The sequence below is a fragment of the Pleionea litopenaei genome (assembly GCF_031198435.1).
Classification (GTDB): Bacteria; Pseudomonadota; Gammaproteobacteria; order Enterobacterales; family Kangiellaceae; genus Pleionea; species Pleionea litopenaei.
Map to the genome: position 1 here is coordinate 575,527 of NZ_CP133548.1, position 19,448 is coordinate 594,974.

The following is a 19,448-nucleotide window of genomic DNA, read 5'->3' on the forward strand; positions in this document are numbered from 1 at the left end:
AAGGGGAGAATAATGGCGAATAACGGTTTCTCTCGCTCTCCATTGTTACTAAAGGGCGCTTTAATTGAATTTTCGGAGCGATTTATTGGGCCGCTTCCGAATATTATTATTTTTCAATACAACCCTGCGTCAATGAGTCGGTCATTAGAAGTTTACAATCCATTTCAAACCGAAGAAGTCACAGATGAAGAAGGTCAGGTGCAGTCAGTCAATTATTCTATTAGCGCCGATGCTCAACCACATGATCCACCAGAATCGTTTAGTTTGGAGTTAGAGCTCGATGCCACCGATGACTTAGAGATTGGCGATCCCATTGCAGTAGCTACGGGCGTCGCTGATCGTATTGCGGCACTTGAAATGTTGCTATATCCGCAAGAAGAAAGCTTGTTGGGTGAATTATTAGGCGCCATTAGTGTAAGTATTGGAGGAGGCGGTGCAAGTGCATCTACTTCAGCAGCCGCAGAACCGGTTCCTCGCGGTAGGGTTCCTGTGTTGTTATTCGTTTGGGGGCCAGGAAGAATTCTCCCAGTTCGACTGACGAGCTTTAATGTTGATGAGCAAGCCCATTCGCCAATCTTATATCCGACTCAAGCCAAAGTCAGCTTGGGTGTTCAAGTGTTAACCCTGAATGAATTGAATGCGTATCAAGACAGCATGTCGAAAGATCTCGCGATCGCTGCTTATAAATTTACACGAAAGCAAAAACAAGTCTTAGCTGCTAGTAATGTAGCAAATACCGTTCAAAGTATCTTGGGAATGTTGCCGTTTTAGGAGTGTTTGATGTTTGATAAAAAAAGCCGATACCGTAATAGTGAAATTTATAAAGTCACAGATTCCAGAGGTCGATTGGTCGACGTTGTTTGTGCTGTCGATAAACCCATTCAGAGCTTTCTTGGTTACCACCGAAGAAAGCAAGGGCAACGACTCGATCATCTTGCCTTTCGGTATATGAAAGATGCGACAGGATTTTGGCGACTGGCGGAGTTTAATCAAGCAATGATGGCGGAACAATTAAGTGAAGTCCAAGAGATTGCCGTTCCAGCTGAGAGAAATTAACGGGTTACTAAGGTATGGATTCGAGAATTGTTTTAACCATAAACGGAAATGTAAGTGACTTATTAACGTCATCAGCTAGCATTTCGGTTTATGAAAAAGCAGGCCAAGCAACTGAGTTTCAATTGCGATTACCTATCGACATAGTTGACTCTGACTTTCCTATGTTACTCGAAAATGATCTAGCTCCCGGTAATGAAGTTATGATTTTGGCCTCTTCAGATGATGTATCTGAATGCTTAGTCAAAGGACAAATCTTCGGTCACGAAGTTCAATACCTTCATGGAGGAGTTGGTTCGAGTGTCAGGGTTTTTGGTGGTGATAGCCGGTTTACTATGCAAAGAGAAAATAAATGCGTGCAATGGGCAGACGTAACCGATAGCGAAGTCGTTTCGTCAATAGTTGCTCAGTATGGAATGATTCCTGAAGTCAGTGCGACTGACTCTCGCCATTTAACCGAGAAGCACTCACTGATTCAGCGAAATACCGATGATTTTTTTATCGATATGTTAGCAAAAAGAAATGGTTTTTTGTTTTGGGTTGGATCAGACGACTCAGGAATCGAGACGGCCTATTTTCAACCGCCTCAGTTACAAGGCGATGCTCACTTTGATTTGGTAATTAATATGGACGAAGCTAATCTTGATGAGTTTACTTTAAAATGGGACTGTTTAAGAGCGACTGAATTTAGTGCCAATCAACTCGACCTCAACTCTCTAGAATTAATTGAGGCTAATGCATCTGAGGCAGATTTAGAATTTCTTGGTAACACCATGCTTAGTCAAGTCATTAATCAGCAAGCGAATTTTCATTCTTTAGCGCCAGCGAACGATACTGGATGTTTAACATCACTGTCAAAAGGAATGCTTAACGATTCACAATGGTTTATCCATGGAAAATGTGTCACCAGCGCTAATCGACTAGGACGAATTTTGAGAGCTAATAAATTGGCTAACATACGAGGCCTGGGCAGTCGACACAGTGGTTATTATTACATCGTTTCGGTGACTCATACGATAGATTCCACTCGTCATCTAATGAATGTAGAGGTGGTGCGCAATGCTTGGTCATAGCGAGGTCTAAAATGTTTAATCGAGTTAAATATTCGAATGGTTTCCCAAGTGATCAAAGTTTTTTTGGGAAGTACCGAGGAAAAGTCATTGACACTAATGATCCAACTTCAAGGGGACGGTTGTTGGTAAGCATTCCTGCGGTGTTAGGTGAAATTACGGTTTGGGCAATGCCTTGTGTTCCCTATGCAGGCGATCAAGTCGGGTTCTATTCGATACCGCCCGTTGATAGTGGAGTTTGGTGTGAGTTTGAAGGAGGAGATCCTTCGTATCCAATTTGGGTAGGGTGTTTTTGGGCCGATGGTCAACTCCCAGATGATTCCGATCAAAACATAAAGATCTGGAAGACAAAAGAACTAACCGTTCGTCTCGATGACAATGCAAGTGAAATTCTGATTGAAAGCAGTGATGGAGCCAAGGTAGTGATTACCAGTGAAGTGCTTAGTGATGCTGGAGGCGCTAATCATACCGTCGGAGGTTCAGGTGTGATATCAGACAGTGGCGGTAATGGCAAAGTTGAAGTGACCAGTGCTTCTGTTTCAGTTAATGGAAATGCATTAGAAGTTATTTGAATGAATAGCAATCAATAACTTTTTTAATGGTTTCTAAACTCACTGAATAAATAACACGTTAAGCATAGCTATTTAAGGAAAATGAAAGATGAGCAGCAATACCCATACAACCATGAGTCAACTCACCTGTCCACATGGCGGCTCCATAACGATAGCTTCCTCAAATACCAGTGTTTTCGCTGACCAGTCATCTGTCGCGACCATTAGCGATACTTTTACCGTAGTAGGGTGTCCATTTCAAATTCCAGGTACGCCACCCATTCCAAGTCCATGTGTCACCGTACAATGGATAAAATCTGACTTGCGAGTAAAGGTCAGTGGCCAATTCACGGTGAGTGCTCAAAGCGTTGGTTTATGCTTGTCGGCTCAACAATTGCCTCAAGGACAAGTTATGTCAGTGAATACCCAATTAAAAGTTTCTAGTCAGTAGCTTAGGGAGAGAGCTATGAACGCATTTAAAAGTTTTAAACATCCGATTGCCATTGATCTTGGTACTCGTTCTTTAAGTATTGAACGCGATTATGAACAACATGTGGTTCAGCTCATTAAGCAGGTCTTGTTTACCAATCCTGGTGAGCGGGTCAATTTACCCGACTTTGGATGTGGTCTGAGGCAATTGATCTTTGCTCCAAACAGTGACGTGGCTGCAAGTATTGCTCAAGTTAAGGTTTATCAAGCATTAGACAAATGGCTTTCGTCAGTAATGGATGTCGATGCAGTAGAAATCAAGTCTAGTAATGAAAAGCTCTATATCAATATTGCTTACTATTTGAAAACCAGTGTTGATAAAAAAACATTAAACGTTGAGGTAAGCTAATGGCCAAAGTCGATCGCTTACAGCATTTAGTCGAGCAAAATACGGTTTGTGGTATGGACTTTATCTACGTCTATCCCGATCAGCATTTAATCGATGTTTATTTTCACCAACATGATGCTTCGCCTCAAGCTAATGAAATTCTTTCTGATCTGACAGTGGATGATCTGTTGATTGAGAGTCAACTCAATTTAGTCCCTTCATTTTCTGATCCTAATCAGCTTGTTAAAGAGGTGGTGCAAGTTGTGGGAATAGTGTGGACTTCAGTTGATGATAGAACCGTTTTACGAGTTGCTGTCGCAGAAAATGGTGGTTACTCACCTTATACATTTAAAATTCAGCACGCCAGCATCGATCACTACTTTCGTCAATTGGTGTTTAGTTTTAAAGCTAACTGTCCCAGTGACCTTGACTGTAAGCAACAAGCGGTAAAGTGTAATGAACCGAAAGAAATGGATTTTCCAGTGGATTATACCGCTAGAGACTTTAATAGTTTTCGACGAGCGTTACTAGAATTTGCTTCACAAAAATACCCAGATTGGCAAGACCGTTTGCATGCAGATGTTGGTGTAATGCTAACAGAAGTCTTTGCTGCGCTTGGTGATGAATTATCTTTCTATCAAAATAATATCGTTCGTGAAGGGTATTTAGAAACGGCCTCTCAGCGTCGTTCGGTTCGCCATTTAGCACGTTTAGTCGATTATGAGCTACATGAAGGGTTAGCCGCTAATGGTTGGCTGTGCGTGATGGCACAAGAAAATGCAATTGGTAGTCTTAAAGCCGGAATTAAATTTTACGCTCAAAAAGACAGTGGAGAGAGACTTGTTTATGAACTGGGGAAAGGCCTTGCTGACCAGATTCATGGTAGGGAATTCTTAATTGATCATCGACTAAATGAATTGAGTCCCTACGTATGGGATGAAGACGATCTGTGTTTACCAGAAGGCGCTACCAGCATTGATGTAGAAGGCGATATTACATCCGTTTTTTCATTCGATGAGCCAAGTGATGATCCAACTGGAAAATGGGTGGTTTTAACTGAAAGCTCGTCAGTCAAACGAACGTGTCCTCTAAATTGGCTGGTAAGAATTACGCGTTTAGAAATTATTGAAGACAGACTGCTAGAGCAATTAATTACGCGAATTTATTGGTCGTCAGAACAAGCGGTTCCCTTTGAAATGTCATTGGAGTCGTTAACAATAAAGTGCAATCTATTACCGATATCCGCTGGTGAAACTCATGAGTTGCTTTATTTGGTCGGTGAATTTGATGACGAGCAAGCAATTCCTGACTCAGAGAAAATGAGAATTAACTGTGCGATTCAGCGAAGAGTTAATCGGCAAGTAAAATATTACCAGACACTGCCAGACCCAAACCAATCAGATCTCACATGGTTGGGAAGCGATCCGAGATCAAGCGCTCCAGAAGTCTATTTAGAAGAGGTGGAGTTTGATGGCGTTAGTTGGATTCCAAAATCAATTCAGTGGACCTGGCAACGGTCTTTGTTAGGTGTCTATTCTTCGTTGCCTAACGAGCGACATTTTACCCTTGATGATGGCAGCTGGGGGCGTGTCGTTGGATATTGGAGAAACGGTGTTGAATTTGTTCACAAGGATTATCAAAAGGATGAGGGGTCATCAATTACTTTTGGCGATGGTGAATTTGGCGCCATACCGAGTTCGGGAACGGTATTTCGAGTCTATTATCGATTAGGCAATGGTGTTGAAACCAATGTCAACGCAAATAGCATCGTACATTTAATGGAACCGGAACCTCTTATCGAAAGTATTTATAATCCGGTCGCATTAACTAATGGATTTGCAAAGGAAAGTATTGGCGAAGCGAAACAAGTGATTCCACATGCCTTTCGAAGTACAACCTATCGAGCGGTTAAACCGGAAGATTATGCTGAAGCGACTGAGCGATTGAGTTGGGTGCAAAGTGCCGGAGCAAAAATGCGATGGACGGGTGCTTGGCTAACCTTGTTTGCAACACCGGACCCGAAATCGTCGACCAGCTTATCAATTAAGCAAGAAAATCAGATGAGAGCACAATTAAATCGATTTCGACAAGCAGGTCAAGCAGTTGAAGTGCGTTCTCCCAAGTACGCGAATATTGATTTAATTATAACGGTTTGTGTAAAACCAAGTGCTTACATAGGCGTTGTTAAAGAAGAAATATTGACTTATTTGATTGGGAGTGGAGCGGAGGAGAGTTTCTTTTCTCCGAATAATTTTACCTTCGGTACACCTCTTTTAAGATCGAATTTAGAAGCGGCTATTCAATCGCTGCCAGGAGTGCGTGCGATATTAGGAATTAAAGTGAGACGACGAGGCTTCTTTGATTGGCGAGAGATGACGGAGATGGTATTTCCAGTAGCCATGGATGAAGTTATTCGAATTGAGAATAACTATGACTTTCCAGAACGAGGCATATTAACCTTAGCAATGGAGGGCGGAGTATGAGTCAGTGTACCTGCGTTAATAAAGTTCACTGCGAGTGTACAATCAGTAAAACTCCGCAACCTGGACTAAAATATTTTTCTAGGCAATGGAAAACCTTTGCTGATTTTCGTGGTGATATGAAAGCATTAGTTCCTAACTATTCAGCATTAGATGGATGGGAGCCATGCACTCTTGATGACTGGGGACTGATTATTATTGATATGTGGGCCTATGTTGCCGACGTGCAAAATTTTTACGATCAAGTGTTTGCTCATGAGCTCTATTTAACCTCAGCTAAGCGCCGATTATCGATAACAAAACTTACGAGCTTGTTAGGTTACAAACCTAAACCTGCGGTTGCTGCCAGTGCGTATTTGAAAGTTATGGCACAAGGAACACAACTGATAAAGTTTTCAAAGGGCTTGGCTTTTCGCTCAGCGGCATTTGACGAAGAGCCACCACAGGTATTTGAAGTAGAAGCAGACGTTAATATTCATTCGTCCAATAACGACTGGAGAGTCGATACCGAACAACTCAATGGCTTTAGCTCTGATTCGGCAGCAGGCGCAGATGTCGAAGTTGATGCTGTTTATGTCAATACCAAGTATTATTTTCGCTCCGGAGATGTCGTCTTATTTAAGATTGATGGTGAGTCAGCGGCCTATCATCAGTCCTCAAAAATTCAAAATGTATTAAGCTATACAGATTCTTCGGGAAAAAAATTAAATAAGTTAGACTTGTCTAGTAGTATTGATATTCCTAATGGAACCTTGTCAAGTAATGTTCAAATTTACCGAGCGAATCTATCTCAAAATTTGTGGAAGCAAAGTTATTTTTCGGGAGATCCGAAAGCAGTAGATGGTAATCAGATTGTACTAGATACTCTTTCTTCGAAAATCAGCGCTAACGATGAGTTGATATTAAGTTATCAAAATGAATATAAATACGCGATGGTTGAGTCGAATAGTGATACTCAGCTAACCATTCAAGGCGCTACTTCGCAAATGGTCGAAGATGCCGAGGGGAACGATGTTCCAGTTCCAATACCGGCATTGAAGTCATTGAGTTCCAAGATTTTGCTAGACCGCACGATTGATAATGGCAGCTGGGTGAGTGCTAATGCAAATGCTATCAAAGTATATTATTCCTTTCAAAAAATCTGCTCCCTTGAGCTACCTTCCTTAACGGATTTTGAGCTTGATACCAGCGTTCACTCTACGTTGCCTTTAAATCAACCGCTTGTTAAAAACAAATTAGCGCCGGATGTGCAGCAAGTATTTATACAAGACAGCCAAGATGAAGCATTAAGAATCAATGCAACTTTAGATTATGACTCTACCAATCTTGATATAGGTCAAGCAATTGAACATGCAAGTTTTGTCCCACCTCTCACGATATTTGGAAATCTAGTGAAAGTTAGTCGTGGCGAAAGCGTAGAACACGAGGTTCTAGGCAGTGGACTTGTAACTGAAAAGAATCAATTCTTTACATTAAAGAAAAAACCTCTAACTTACCTAAATAACTACAATAGTGCGAGTGAACAAGGGATTGAAAGCACTTTGAAAGTCTATGTAAATGGCGTTGCGTGGGATGAGGTCGATAATTTTTACAATACAGGTCCTACAGACCAAGTATTTGTCGTAACTCATGATGAAGACGAAAATACATTCATCCAGTTTGGTGATGGAAATCGCGGAGCTCGTCTTCCATCAGGCGTTGATAATATTATTGCCTATTATCGGTTTGGTGCGGGAAAAAGTAGTCCTCCGAAAAACACCATAAATCAAATGGTCCAGCCAATTAATGGGGTAACATCGGTGACCAATCCGATTGCGTCTACTGGAGGCAGTGAGCGTGAGGATATTGAAGACATTCAATTACTAGCTCCGCAATCCTCATTGCTTTTGGGTCGAGCAATATCAATTGAAGATATGGCCGTTGTTGCTCGAAGTGTCGCCGGTGTAAGTTTCGCTCATGCTTCTTGGCAGTGGCAAGACAAGCAACAGCGAGCCATGGTTTGTGTATGGATTCTGGCAGATGAAGCTACGGCACTTCCGGTAAAGCAAAAGATTCGATCGTTGAGTCATGATAATTTGCCTTTTTCAGTTGAAGTAATTAAACCATTTGAACTTGGTTTAAGCCTCGACGTGTCAATAGATGACAAATACATTACAGAGAATGTGTTGAGTGACATTTACCAAATACTCTTATCCGACACAGGGCTTTTAACTCCAGAAAAAATGGGGTTTGGTCGAGCACTGTTTAGAAGTCAAATTTTTGAAGTGTTGCACAGTGTTTCAGGTGTAATGAGCGTTAACAGCATATCTCTATTGTTCTACGGGTGGACTTTTCCATGGAACTCTTCAGCAATCAAAGCTCCAACAGGCTTTGTTTGGGATTTTATTAACGCGGGCGTTAAAGTGAATGGAAAATATTTGGTGCCGCCGAATGTAGAAGGAGCTGAGTAATATGAACTTAATTGATGATGGATTTGATCGATATTATTCAGAAAAGTTATGGGAAATGATACCTGAATACTATCGAAATGAAGACGGTCTATCTGACCGGCCCGATGTTTTGCGTTCGATTATTGAAATCATTGCTTCGCAAGTTGCAGTAGTGCGTAGGAGTCACGATGCTCTGTGGAATGATCAGTATATAGAACTCTGTGATCAGTGGGCGGTTCCATATATAGGCGATCTACTGGCAACTAGATTATTATCAAGCAGCAATGAACGAGGTCAAAGAGTTGATGTCGCAAAAACGATTTATTACCGACGCAGAAAAGGAACTCTAGGAGTTTTAGAAGAGCTTATTAGTGATATTAGTGGGTGGGAGGGTAACGTCACAGAATATTATCAGCATCTGGCTCGACATTATCACGGTCTAGAAGCCGCGCCCGCTGAAAGTCGGTTTACAAAAACACCCAAAGGAGGTACCGCTAATCTACGTAGCCTACAGGGTGCTCAACTCTTAAATTCGGATTTCAATGAGTATTCGCATACACCCGAGTTTCGCCGTCATAATGGAAGCCTGGGCAAATTGAATATTCAAAAGCTCGGCATTAATTTATATCGTATTCGAGCTTATGCCATTAATGGAGGGCAACCCTTTAAGTTAGATGATAATCGATTTTGTTTTGATCCTTCAGGTCGAAACACACAGTTAATGCAAATGCGGTCGAGAGACAATAATTATAATAATTGGGTGGAAGCCAATCCTTGGGAAGTAATGGCACCGATGAGCTGCCACTTATTTAATCATTGTAACTTTAATATAACGGCGGCGGTTGCTAACGTTCTTAGGATTGAAGATGGCGTAAGTGATGGAGCACTGGTTCGATTATTAAAACGGATCCCTAATAAGGTATTCTCTGAATCGGATCTAACCCAGTTAGTTGCGCAGTTGAATGAACCAGAACTGCAAAACGAAGCAACTCGCTTAACTTTGTTTAATTATGGTCTTGCTGAAAATTGTGGTCGTTCTGGTTTGTATCCGAAATCAGTATCGATTAACTACGACGATATGATTACCTCAGCAGAAGTCGCTGCTGCAGATTTAAATGATTGGCCTAGGAGTATTCCAAATCGAGCATTGCTGTTCGATCCGGAAAAAGGACGTATCGAAGTCAATGGGCTTTCAGAAGAATTTACCGTGAATTATTTCTATGGGACTTGTGCTCCAATCGGTGCAGGATCTTATCAGCGTGATTTACCGCCACTGTTGGTAAAAACCAATGTTACAGGAGGCGGTGCGCTTAGTGCTTCTGAAATTAATAATGAAGGGGCAAGTGAAATACAAGATAATTTATCGTATCGCCCCTTGTCAGATAAATTAAGTGTTCGAGATTTAACCTTACGTGCTAAAAACGGGTGTCGTCCTTACATTACGATGGAGACTAACTGGGTACTTCGATGCACTGACGGTGAAACGGACGCCAAAATATTACTAGATGGGCTTTGGATCGGTAGTTCTGACAATGATAATGAAATTATTATTCGAGGAGACGGCGACTATGAGAGCGTTTTAATTCGTCACTGCACTCTGGATCCTGGTGGATCCAGAGATATTGCTGAACAAATCATTTGGCCAGTCCGTTTGGTTATTGAAAATAAAGTTGAATATTTGAAGATAGAACGTTCAATCGTTGGGCAAATTATATTGCGAGGAAATGGACTCATTGAGCATTTAGAAGTCATTGACTCGATCGTTGATGTGCGTAGCCATTTAAATTTGTGGGAGCAATCTGAAATTGAGCCTGCTCCTGAACCTAGTCACTCTATCGCCATTAACTTACCGTCGAGCACCGTTACTTTATCTGGAGTTACTGTTTTTGGTGAAGTTAATGTTAATCGATTATGGTGCAGTAATTCGATCATCACAGAAATGGTTGATGTAAGCGATACTCAAGATGGTTGTTTTCGATTTAGTGCAGCGGTTGCTGGCAGTCGAGTACCTCGTGCTTATCATTCTTATGAAATTGATCCAACTCGATACGAACAGAGTAAAGGGCTATTCACATCAACGAGTTTCGGTCACATTGGCTATGGGCAATTAAGTCAAATTGCACCGAAAGAAGTTTCGCAAGGTGGAGAAGACAAGTCCGAGATGGGGGCTTTTAACTTTGAGAAGGCGCCTTATAAACGAAAAGATTTAGAAAAGAAAATTAATGAATACATACCTTTTGGGTTAATTCCACTTTTTACCTATGAGACCTAAGGAATAGTGACAATGGGAACACAAGATATATCTCGATCGATTTTTGATCCTGAAAAACATTATCGAAGCGTTGGTCAACAGCAAGGGCGAGTGCTGACAGACGATGATTGGAATGAGAACAATAACATCGATGAACATTACCAACGCGGATTAGCATTTGATGTTGTTGGTTCAGCTGGAAGTCCAAATGAAGGGTTTCGAATTAGTGATCCTGTCATTACTGATCGAGGCGTTGATTTTAAGATTGCTGCGGGCACCTTTTACCTCGGTGGAATGAGACTAACATTAGAGAATTCTGAGAGCTACTTGTTACAAAGTGATTGGTTACAAGGACCAGAGTTAGTAGAGGGCTCAGGTCCAAGAAACGATTTGGTTGTGCTTGAAGCTTATCAGCAAACGGTAACTGCAGTTGAAGACAGTGAGTTATTTGAAGTCGCTTTAGGCAGTGCAGATACAACCACGCGGCAAAAATTAATGCAAAGAATTCATCTTCTTGGCGATATTGATAGCGCTGAGTGTGAACATGCATGGGCAGAATTCAAGCAAATGCTGGTAGAGGATGGAAGTTGGCAATCAGACAACTGTCTCTTACCCGATGCGCAACTTAATGTTGGCTTTGTCGACTCTGGTGTTGGCGATGATTTGTGTCGTCCGACGGCTGCTGGAGGATATTTAGGTGCAGAAAACCAAGCAATAAGAGTTCAGCTAGTGGACGAGTCACACTTGACTTGGGGCTTCGACAATGCTGCACCGCTCTATCGGGTTGAAGTCGATGTTGATAGACGTACTTTACGACTTATGACACCTCCAAAAGATCAAATGCAATGGCCCAGTGCTGATCAAGTTGTTGAAATTTTACCTTGGTGCGCGGTGCTTCCTAATAATCAAAAGTTAGCTGAACATTCCGGTCATTTAACTAGAGTTAGCACTTCTTATAACCCTGATACCGGCGCTATTGAAATTGCTGACGCCATTCCAGAGGATGGTTTTGATGAATGGGAGCAACGACTAGACTCTGATGAACTGTCTGAAAATGGACGCTATTATTTTTTGCGAGTATGGAATAGAGGGAGTGATCGAGAATCGTCTGAATCCATCGAGTTTTCGCCTAATGTTCCCGTAGCGTTAGGTAATACGGGTGTCGAAATTACATTAAGTGGAACTCAATTTAACGGTGGTGATTATTGGGTTATCGCGGTTCGACCAGAAACTCCAAAACAAGCTATGCCTTGGATTTTAGAGGCAGGTCGTGGTCCCAATGGTGTTAAGCGGTATTTTAGTCCTTTAGCGATTCTAAGCTGGCAAGCGGACCAAAGTGTTTCAGTAACCGATTGTCGGCCACGCTTTCGGCCTTTAACTCGACAGAAAATATGCTGCAGTTATGTTATTGGTGATGGCGTTTCAAGTTTTGGCGATTTCAACTCAATTGAAGAAGCACTAGATCGGCTTCCGCAAAAAGGCGGAGAATTATGTTTACTCCCTGGAATACATCGAGCAAATGTCACTATTTTAAATAAATCAGGTATCACTATTAAAGGTTGTGGTCGTCGAACAAAAGTAATCCCTAGAGAAGCCGAGCAAAGTGAAGCTTTATTTTCTATTTATGATTCTAGCCATATTAAAATACACCACCTGGAATTAATCGCGTTCGATACCACCGCAATTGCTATCGTCGCCAGTGAAGCAGATGCGGTTAGCTACATCAATATCTGTGACAACTCCATCTTTGCCTGTGAGAGTGGTTTGAAAAACTTAGATGGTAATCATCTGCTGATAGAGCGAAACACCATAAAGATGATTGATAAAAGGGATGCAGGTGTCGCCGTATTTAGTCGCGGCGATGACGTTCTTATTCGTGACAACTTAATTGGCGTTTTGCCTTATCAAGAAAATATTCCTGGAGATGATGGTGGTGGCTCGGATAATCCCAACCCATCGGATAACTGTTTAGATTTAAACTTAATCTATCGTAATCCGACTTACTTAGTTCAATGGATTAATTTTGCATGGTCTTTTGATCTAGTCGCTTATATTCCTACTAATCCATATCGAGCGTTAGGTGGAATACAAATCGGCAGTGGTTCTGAGCGCATTGAAATTATACACAATCAAATAATCGGAGGGGCTGGAAACGGTATCACTTTAGGAAGTGAGCCGATCGTCGATGATTTTGAGGCACCGAACCCGCGTCCTCCGGTTAATATTGATGTCCAAGAGAGAAGCGTTACTGGATTCGTTCAGCTCAATGGTGAGGCGGTAGCCGATGAGGTCGTTGTTTTAACGCAAGACGATGTCGTTCATCAGGGGGTGACCAGCGATCAAGGATATTTCTCGATGGTAGTAAACCCACTTGGTCAATACACTGTAACAATAGCCGATCCCTCTATTGCCGTTGAAAGTGTAGAAGTTATTGATGCCGGTGAATTTGGTGTTTACTACCAAATTAATGTGGTTGACGTCGACGTTGATATCGATATGAACGATGTACTTGCTTTTATTTATCAAGTCAATATCGACGATAATCGAATACAATCTATGGGCGAGAGTGGAGTAGGTTTTCCTCGCTTAACCGCTGACGATATTAAAGAAGTTTTGCGACTATTGGTTCAGCAAGGCGGCTTAAATAATGCTGCTAGAATGTTATTGCTTCTAGGCATGATTTTATTCGGAGCGTTTACCGGATTGGTTATGCAATTAAATATTCGCAATAATTTAATCGTTGGGTGTTTAAGAAATTTATTAGACATAAATGAAGGTGAGCTAGGTAAACGTTTTCGTGGTATCGGTGGGATTTCTCTGCCATTTTGTGAAGAAGTCGTCATCGCGGGTAATCGAATAGAAGATAATGGCGTGGTTCATCGAGGTCCGGTTCAAGGCATCTTTATTATAAGCACCACCCATGCAGAGATTTATGAGAATCACATAGTTAATAATGGTGCAACCACCGTGAGTAGCTTGCAAAACCCCCTCGTTGGTGGAGTACTAATTTTCATTGCTGCAGACTTCAGTCGAATTTCGGGTTCGAAGCAAGGAGAGATTAATGAAAAGCAAAGAGCATCGATGTTGGCAACCCGAGGGAATAGCGCGTTACAAGTTATAAGGTTTTCAGATAACGTAATACAGCAGCCATTAGGACGTTCGTTAACTGTGGTATTGTCTATCGGTGGTATGACTATCCATGATAATCAATTCATTACTGAAAATTCCGTTGCTCAAGACTTTGATGAAAGTGTTCTGTCTGATACTAACAGTAGTATTCCAAATGAACAGTTAGTGAGTGCATTGAAGCAATTATCAACCAGCGCTGGAATGCTTTTTATCAATAACTTGGGGAACATTGGAGCGACGAAAGTTCATAACAATCAAGCCACTCTGATGCGTCCCAATGACGCCGGAGTAAGCTTAGCTGTTTACAACACTTCGAATATCCAATTTTCCGAGAATCACATTCAATGTGGTGCAGGAGATTTAACTTCGAACGTGTTGTTAATGAGTGGTTGTGTTGATGCGTCTCATAATCGTATTGAAGAAGTAGGGCAAATAATTGATAACACGCAACTGCCATATTCACCTTTGTCTATGATATCTCTTGGTATTCGATTGAATACTACGGTAATGAATCAATCTAATCATTGTGTTGTTGCTTTCGGTCGACCTGGATTTATTGTCGATGAGGCGAATTTAGTACTGACAGATGCCAACAAGATTTGTCCTTTGTTGCTTTCAGATTACCGTGAAAGCATGGTTGGTTATATGGCAGAGCATTATTACTACAGTGTTAACGCGGAGGCTTAACCATGAGCGAGCAAGATATTCAAAATAAGCTTGATAAATTATTTAAAACTCAGGCAAATACTGTTCAAGATCAACGTAAGTTATCTTCTGATTTCGCGGTTATGAACTCTATGTTAGTCAGTCGAGAAACCAAGCGCTTACAAAAGAAATACGGAAAGAATGATATTAGGGTTGCCTCGCTTAAACAGAAAAAAGCTGAGATTCATCGTAATATAAGAGAATCTATAGCTATGAAACCGGTTGAGAGAACAGTAAAATTTGATTCGGTTTTAAAAACAGACGCCGTTGTCGAAGGCGCTATTCACGACGAGCATGGTGTCGGCGTCAAGAACTTAAATGTCTACCTAGTTGATGAAGCCGGAAAGAAGATTTCTGATATTAAAACGGTTAAGACTGATGAAAGTGGCGGGTATTCGATTAAGGTTCCAAAAAAATATACTGCAACTACCGAAAAGAAAGTAGGTTTTAAAGTTGTAGTGGAGTCAAATGCCAAAGAAAAAATTGTCGAAGATAATGAATCCATTTCGCTTGCTGTTGGTGAGCGCATGAACTCAAAAATGACTATAAATAGAGGCCATTTGTTGAAGAATAGACTTAATAAAAAGGGATAGTGTAAATAATCGCTCGGGAGTGTTAATAGCTTTTGAGCGATCTTTAGTTGTGAGCTTTCGGTTCTATTAGACATTTAGATGCCTAATCTCATCTTTTTAGCGAAGGAATTCTTTGCCCAAATCTAAGCTATCTTGTGGTTTTAAACATCTATAAACACTTGTGAGTGTCTAAATCTTTGAAATTGCGTGCTATTGTTCATTTTTCGAGCTAATATCAACATACACGTGTGAGATACGATAAATCTACCTATTTAACATTGAAGTTTAAGTTTACGACTTATTTTGAAAGTATGAGGGTCAAATGAGCTTCGAAATGATTCATATAATCGGGGCCTGCAGTTATTTTATATGCATGTTACTGTTTGTTTGGGTCAAGCAGTTACCGAAAACTTTACCTGGTCCTGGTTTCTGGGCTCTCGCAGCGCTTTGTTCTTTTATTTCTCGTATTATCTTTTTAATGTTTAGCAACTTTTCTGATTCTAGTATAAGTTTTTTGTTTTATTCGGCCATTAACATCATTGAAAAGCCGCTTTTGATGATAGGGTTCTATCGGGTGGTTGGTAAACAGGAAAATAGCTGGCTGATCATTGCATTAACCCTTGCGGCCGAAATATGGTTATTAATGACTTGGCTGTTAAATATTAACCCTTGGGCAGCTAGAACCGTCATTTCCATTATTATTGCTGTCTTCTTATTTAATATTACGTTCTTAGCAATACAAGAACTGAAGAAACATTCAAGATTAACCCTTATTTTAATAGGAATTGGTAGTAGTTTATTAGCGACTCATTGGTTGTTAGCTTATCCGATGATCAGTCATTTCCCGAGCTGGAATCAAAATGGTTTCGTCGTAGGTATGGTCATCACCTTAACGATGTATTTTGGTTTCCTTGGCTTAGTTCTGACTGATGTGCAACGAAGGTTAGTTCAGGCTGAAAAAGAAGCTTTAGATTTAGCCTATCATGATCCATTGACTGGCCTAAACAATAAACGCTACGTGAATAATATTTTCGATAAAGCTGTGCTCTTAGCCAATCGGCCACACCAGTTAATAGCAATACTTTATATCGATCTCGACAACTTTAAACCGATCAATGACGATGCCGGACATCAAATTGGTGATGAAGTGCTAAAAGTTGTCGCTAATCGACTTTCTGAGTCAACGAGAAGTACGGATATTTGCGCTCGCATTGGTGGTGATGAGTTTTTATTACTTGCGACTCAACTTGAACATGAAGAGCAAGTAATGGACGTTGCTCAAAAAATACTGGAACAGCTTGTACAACCAATTTTAATAGCAGATAAACAGTTTTATCTAGGAGCAAGTATTGGCATAAGCCTTTTCCCTAAGCATGGCCAAAATTTAACAGATCTTTCTAATAAGGCTGATCTAGCGATGTATCATGTCAAGCGCCATGGGAAAAGTGGATTCGAAGTTTATAATTCTAATATGACATTCGATAAATGATCTTTCTGTAACACCGCATTTTTGTCTAATTATCCGTGAAAAGCAAGAGGCTAGGCCAAAATATAATAGGGTGTGTCCGATATCTGATAACCAATTCTTCCGAATAAACATAGTGTAAAGCACTGATCTGACAGTGAGTCATGTATGACGATAACTCGATCATGTTTTAGTTGTTCACTCAAATAATTAAGGAAGAGGTATTAGAATGTTAAAGACAAAACTTACCGCAGCTTTGTTCGTAACCTTAACGGGAGGTTTCATTAGTAATGTTGCACATGCCGTTGAGTATCCACAGACCGTCGAGGCTTATTTTTCACCTCCGAGTATAGAGTATGGCGGGCGTTCAAGGTTAAGCTGGCAAGCGAACAATGAAAACATCGCTAAATGTACGTTATCAGGTGATGGTTTCGCGAATCCTCAAACTGATCTTGAGCCATCGGGTTTTCGCTATCTGTCAGCGACCAGTGATCGGAATATCAAAGTAACCTGCGGCTTCGGTACATGGCTTAAAGGTGAAAAAGAGCTTACTTTAAAAGTAAAGCCTTTAAATATTGAAGCAAAGTATGAACCTTCAACAATCGTAATAGGCGGGAGTTCAAAATTAATTTGGTCTGCTCCCGGAGCTGATTCATGCACGAGTACAGGAGCGTCAAGTGTTCATGGCGCTAGTGGTGAAGTGGTTTTTAATGGTGATGAAATTGGAGAGTATTCAACGACTCTACGTTGTACTAGAAATAACTCAACATCGACGAAAACCGTTTCGGTTAATGTCATTGATCACCTTCCTCCAATTGTGAATGCCTACTTTAGTCCTAGCTACTTGTCACAGCCTGGAACAACTTGGTTTACCTGGTCATCAATAGCTGCAACACAATGCTCTAAAGGAGGCTCGAGTGGCAGTATACCGACCTACGTCAGCTATAGCATGACTGATTGGGTTACTTGTTATGGGCCTGGTGGTTCTTCAACCGGATTTGCTCACGTTACTGTTAATCGAACGGGTGGTAAAGAGCCAGGGCCTTTAAAGACAATAACTCAAGCGAGCAGCATCTCTGAGGTAATCGATAATAAACTAAATCGAACATTTCATAGACTCACGGGTAAACAACTCGTTGACTCATCTATGACGATTTTAGAAGTGAAATTGAATAATGATGATAAGTTAGATGTTTTGGTCCATGATGGTGATACGAAAGTTGTTTATCTATTTTTAAGTGAAGAAAAAGAGCTTAAACTAGTAAGAGTCATCCCACAAGTTTCATCAATCAGCGAACTTGATTCTATTCAAATGATTAAAGTTGATGACTCGCAACCGTTGCAATTAATCATTAATAAATCGATTAATAAATGACTCTAGACGTCATTGACATGGTAATTTGATATAAGAGACTTTTGATAGAGGACACCCATGTTTTTATAACTAGACTTATGGTTTTGATAGGGGACACCCATCGATTTGACCTGTAATTTCTAAATGGCGCTAGTGGAGGATGAAAATAGTCGACTTCTCTAGCGCTTATTCTATAATAATGTTGCATGTGCAACTATATTGATGCATTCTATGTTGGTCTTGAAACTGAACTTTTCTAATTTGCGATAATACTTATAGGCGCACCGGTATGAAAGAGCACGACTCGATTCCACTTTCAGATTATATTGAATACTCAGACGACGAAATGTTAACGCGCTCGGTCGATTTCTATGAAGAGGTCAAACGAAGACACACTATTCGAGAGTTCTCAAATAAGCCAGTATCAAGAGAGCTAATTGAGAATTGTATAAGGGCGGCCGGTACTGCACCTAGCGGTGCGAACCATCAACCGTGGTTTTTCTGTGCTATTAATAACGTCAAAATTAAAAGACAAATTAGAGAAGAAGCCGAACGAGAAGAAGTTGCGTTCTATAATGAGAAGCGAGCTGGCGAAGAGTGGTTACAGGCGCTCAAGCCTTTAGGCACCGATGCGGATAAACCATTCCTAGAAATTGCGCCTTGGTTAATTGCAATATTTGCACAGAGAACAGGCGGAATTACAGGTAACTCAAAGACCAAGAATTATTATGTTTCTGAGTCAGTTGGTATTGCTACGGGGATTTTGATCCAAGCGCTTCATCACAGTGGTCTAGTGACATTGACACACACCCAAACCGATGAGGTTTTTGAATAAAATTTGCAACCGCCCTGAATCAGAGCGTCCATACATATTACTCGTTGTTGGCTATCCCGCAGAGTATGCAACAATTCCTACACATGCTATCCGCAAAAAGAGTCTGGAAGAGATAGCTGAGTTTTATTAAGACTACTCAAAAGTTATTAGACTCTTTTTTGTACCATCGAATAATTTCTTTCTGATCAGCCGGTAAATTTGCAGTATCCTGTTGTAGCGCATGTTCTGCGAGTAAGGTTAAAGCATGTAGCTCTAGTTTTAGTAAGGTTTGATTTATTTCTTCTATTGACTTAGCGCCAAGCTTTTCTTTAAATTCATGGTCTCTATTTTCGAGCCTGTCAATTAATTGCTCGTGCAGTGCATTACCCTCTTCAGTTAACGAAAGTTGCTTTTCCTTTTTGTTGCCCGCTATAGACTCTTTAATTAGATAGCCTTCTTTAAGTAAAGTCTTAACTCCGCGAGAGATTGTGTAGCTATCGAGCTTAGTTTGTGCTGCAACTTGAGCTGCAGAAATCGGTTGATAGCAGCCAATATTAAGTAGAACTCGTAACTCTCGGCTACCAAGAGACGTTAAACTTCGGATTTCAATATCTCGAGCAAGCTGTAACAAGTTACTTACGACGGCGATACGGTAGGGAAGGTGTTGATTTAAATCGTATGACATAGTTGGTTAGTCAAGTGTAATGATGAATATAGAATAGTATACCATCGTTTATTCATGTAGAGATGGTTGTTTA

15 protein-coding genes are annotated in these 19,448 nt (G+C 40.8%); 14 read left to right on the top strand and 1 reads right to left on the bottom strand.

All coding sequences use genetic code 11. The features are described from left to right. Positions 1-12: 12 nt before the first annotated feature. The 14 genes from Q9312_RS02515 to Q9312_RS02580 all read left to right on the top strand — a co-directional run bounded on the left by Q9312_RS02515 (position 13) and on the right by Q9312_RS02580 (position 18,711). Positions 13-771, top strand: coding sequence for a hypothetical protein (locus tag Q9312_RS02515; RefSeq protein WP_309202964.1), 759 nt, complete (start codon positions 13-15; stop codon positions 769-771). A gap of 9 nt (positions 772-780) precedes the next feature. Further along, the gene (locus Q9312_RS02520) at positions 781-1,056 is read left to right on the top strand and encodes a hypothetical protein (protein WP_309202965.1); all 276 of its coding nucleotides are present in this window, start codon (positions 781-783) and stop codon (positions 1,054-1,056) included. A 14-nt stretch (positions 1,057-1,070) separates the two neighbouring features. Next, complete coding sequence (locus Q9312_RS02525) at positions 1,071-2,126, top strand: phage late control D family protein (RefSeq protein WP_309202968.1); 1,056 nt, start codon at positions 1,071-1,073, stop codon at positions 2,124-2,126. A gap of 11 nt (positions 2,127-2,137) precedes the next feature. Continuing rightward, positions 2,138-2,695, top strand: a complete 558-nt coding sequence (locus Q9312_RS02530; RefSeq protein ID WP_309202969.1) for a phage baseplate assembly protein V — start codon at positions 2,138-2,140, stop codon at positions 2,693-2,695. A gap of 88 nt (positions 2,696-2,783) precedes the next feature. Beyond that, the gene (locus Q9312_RS02535) at positions 2,784-3,125 is read left to right on the top strand and encodes a hypothetical protein (RefSeq protein ID WP_309202970.1); all 342 of its coding nucleotides are present in this window, start codon (positions 2,784-2,786) and stop codon (positions 3,123-3,125) included. A 15-nt stretch (positions 3,126-3,140) separates the two neighbouring features. Further along, positions 3,141-3,512, top strand: a complete 372-nt coding sequence (locus tag Q9312_RS02540; RefSeq protein ID WP_309202971.1) for a GPW/gp25 family protein — start codon at positions 3,141-3,143, stop codon at positions 3,510-3,512. Continuing rightward, positions 3,512-5,974, top strand: coding sequence for a baseplate J/gp47 family protein (locus Q9312_RS02545; RefSeq protein WP_309202972.1), 2,463 nt, complete (start codon positions 3,512-3,514; stop codon positions 5,972-5,974). The genes Q9312_RS02540 and Q9312_RS02545 overlap by 1 nt, the downstream gene beginning before the upstream one ends. Next, entirely contained in the window at positions 5,971-8,421 is a 2,451-nt protein-coding gene (locus tag Q9312_RS02550; RefSeq protein ID WP_309202973.1) for a baseplate J/gp47 family protein, read from the top strand. The genes Q9312_RS02545 and Q9312_RS02550 overlap by 4 nt, the downstream gene beginning before the upstream one ends. Position 8,422: 1 nt before the next feature. Continuing rightward, on the top strand, positions 8,423-10,672 hold the full coding sequence (locus Q9312_RS02555; protein ID WP_309202975.1) for a hypothetical protein: 2,250 nt from the start codon (positions 8,423-8,425) through the stop codon (positions 10,670-10,672). A 12-nt stretch (positions 10,673-10,684) separates the two neighbouring features. Beyond that, entirely contained in the window at positions 10,685-14,467 is a 3,783-nt protein-coding gene (locus Q9312_RS02560; protein ID WP_309202976.1) for a DUF6519 domain-containing protein, read from the top strand. Between the two features lie 2 nt (positions 14,468-14,469). Beyond that, positions 14,470-15,078 (top strand): peptidase associated/transthyretin-like domain-containing protein, encoded by a 609-nt coding sequence (locus Q9312_RS02565; protein WP_309202977.1) that lies wholly within the window; start codon positions 14,470-14,472, stop codon positions 15,076-15,078. A 313-nt stretch (positions 15,079-15,391) separates the two neighbouring features. Continuing rightward, on the top strand, positions 15,392-16,546 hold the full coding sequence (locus Q9312_RS02570; RefSeq protein WP_309202978.1) for a GGDEF domain-containing protein: 1,155 nt from the start codon (positions 15,392-15,394) through the stop codon (positions 16,544-16,546). Positions 16,547-16,751: 205 nt separating this feature from the next. Then, positions 16,752-17,897, top strand: coding sequence for a hypothetical protein (locus tag Q9312_RS02575; protein WP_309202979.1), 1,146 nt, complete (start codon positions 16,752-16,754; stop codon positions 17,895-17,897). Between the two features lie 268 nt (positions 17,898-18,165). Further along, positions 18,166-18,711 (top strand): nitroreductase family protein, encoded by a 546-nt coding sequence (locus tag Q9312_RS02580; protein WP_309202980.1) that lies wholly within the window; start codon positions 18,166-18,168, stop codon positions 18,709-18,711. A gap of 136 nt (positions 18,712-18,847) precedes the next feature. Here Q9312_RS02580 and Q9312_RS02585 read toward each other — a convergent pair whose 3' ends face one another. Then, a complete protein-coding gene (locus tag Q9312_RS02585; protein WP_309202981.1) occupies positions 18,848-19,375 on the bottom strand; it encodes a MarR family winged helix-turn-helix transcriptional regulator in 528 nt (175 codons plus the stop codon). Between the last annotated feature and the right edge of the window lie 73 nt (positions 19,376-19,448).

What these genes read in the sequence shown, in the direction of transcription:
- Q9312_RS02515 (WP_309202964.1), top strand. Translation starts at nt 13, where the DNA reads ATGGCGAATAACGGTTTCTCTCGCTCTCCATTGTTACTAAAGGGCGCT.
- Q9312_RS02520 (WP_309202965.1), top strand. Translation starts at nt 781, where the DNA reads ATGTTTGATAAAAAAAGCCGATACCGTAATAGTGAAATTTATAAAGTC.
- Q9312_RS02525 (WP_309202968.1), top strand. Translation starts at nt 1,071, where the DNA reads ATGGATTCGAGAATTGTTTTAACCATAAACGGAAATGTAAGTGACTTA.
- Q9312_RS02530 (WP_309202969.1), top strand. Translation starts at nt 2,138, where the DNA reads ATGTTTAATCGAGTTAAATATTCGAATGGTTTCCCAAGTGATCAAAGT.
- Q9312_RS02535 (WP_309202970.1), top strand. Translation starts at nt 2,784, where the DNA reads ATGAGCAGCAATACCCATACAACCATGAGTCAACTCACCTGTCCACAT.
- Q9312_RS02540 (WP_309202971.1), top strand. Translation starts at nt 3,141, where the DNA reads ATGAACGCATTTAAAAGTTTTAAACATCCGATTGCCATTGATCTTGGT.
- Q9312_RS02545 (WP_309202972.1), top strand. Translation starts at nt 3,512, where the DNA reads ATGGCCAAAGTCGATCGCTTACAGCATTTAGTCGAGCAAAATACGGTT.
- Q9312_RS02550 (WP_309202973.1), top strand. Translation starts at nt 5,971, where the DNA reads ATGAGTCAGTGTACCTGCGTTAATAAAGTTCACTGCGAGTGTACAATC.
- Q9312_RS02555 (WP_309202975.1), top strand. Translation starts at nt 8,423, where the DNA reads ATGAACTTAATTGATGATGGATTTGATCGATATTATTCAGAAAAGTTA.
- Q9312_RS02560 (WP_309202976.1), top strand. Translation starts at nt 10,685, where the DNA reads ATGGGAACACAAGATATATCTCGATCGATTTTTGATCCTGAAAAACAT.
- Q9312_RS02565 (WP_309202977.1), top strand. Translation starts at nt 14,470, where the DNA reads ATGAGCGAGCAAGATATTCAAAATAAGCTTGATAAATTATTTAAAACT.
- Q9312_RS02570 (WP_309202978.1), top strand. Translation starts at nt 15,392, where the DNA reads ATGATTCATATAATCGGGGCCTGCAGTTATTTTATATGCATGTTACTG.
- Q9312_RS02575 (WP_309202979.1), top strand. Translation starts at nt 16,752, where the DNA reads ATGTTAAAGACAAAACTTACCGCAGCTTTGTTCGTAACCTTAACGGGA.
- Q9312_RS02580 (WP_309202980.1), top strand. Translation starts at nt 18,166, where the DNA reads ATGAAAGAGCACGACTCGATTCCACTTTCAGATTATATTGAATACTCA.
- Q9312_RS02585 (WP_309202981.1), bottom strand. Translation starts at nt 19,375, where the DNA reads ATGTCATACGATTTAAATCAACACCTTCCCTACCGTATCGCCGTCGTA.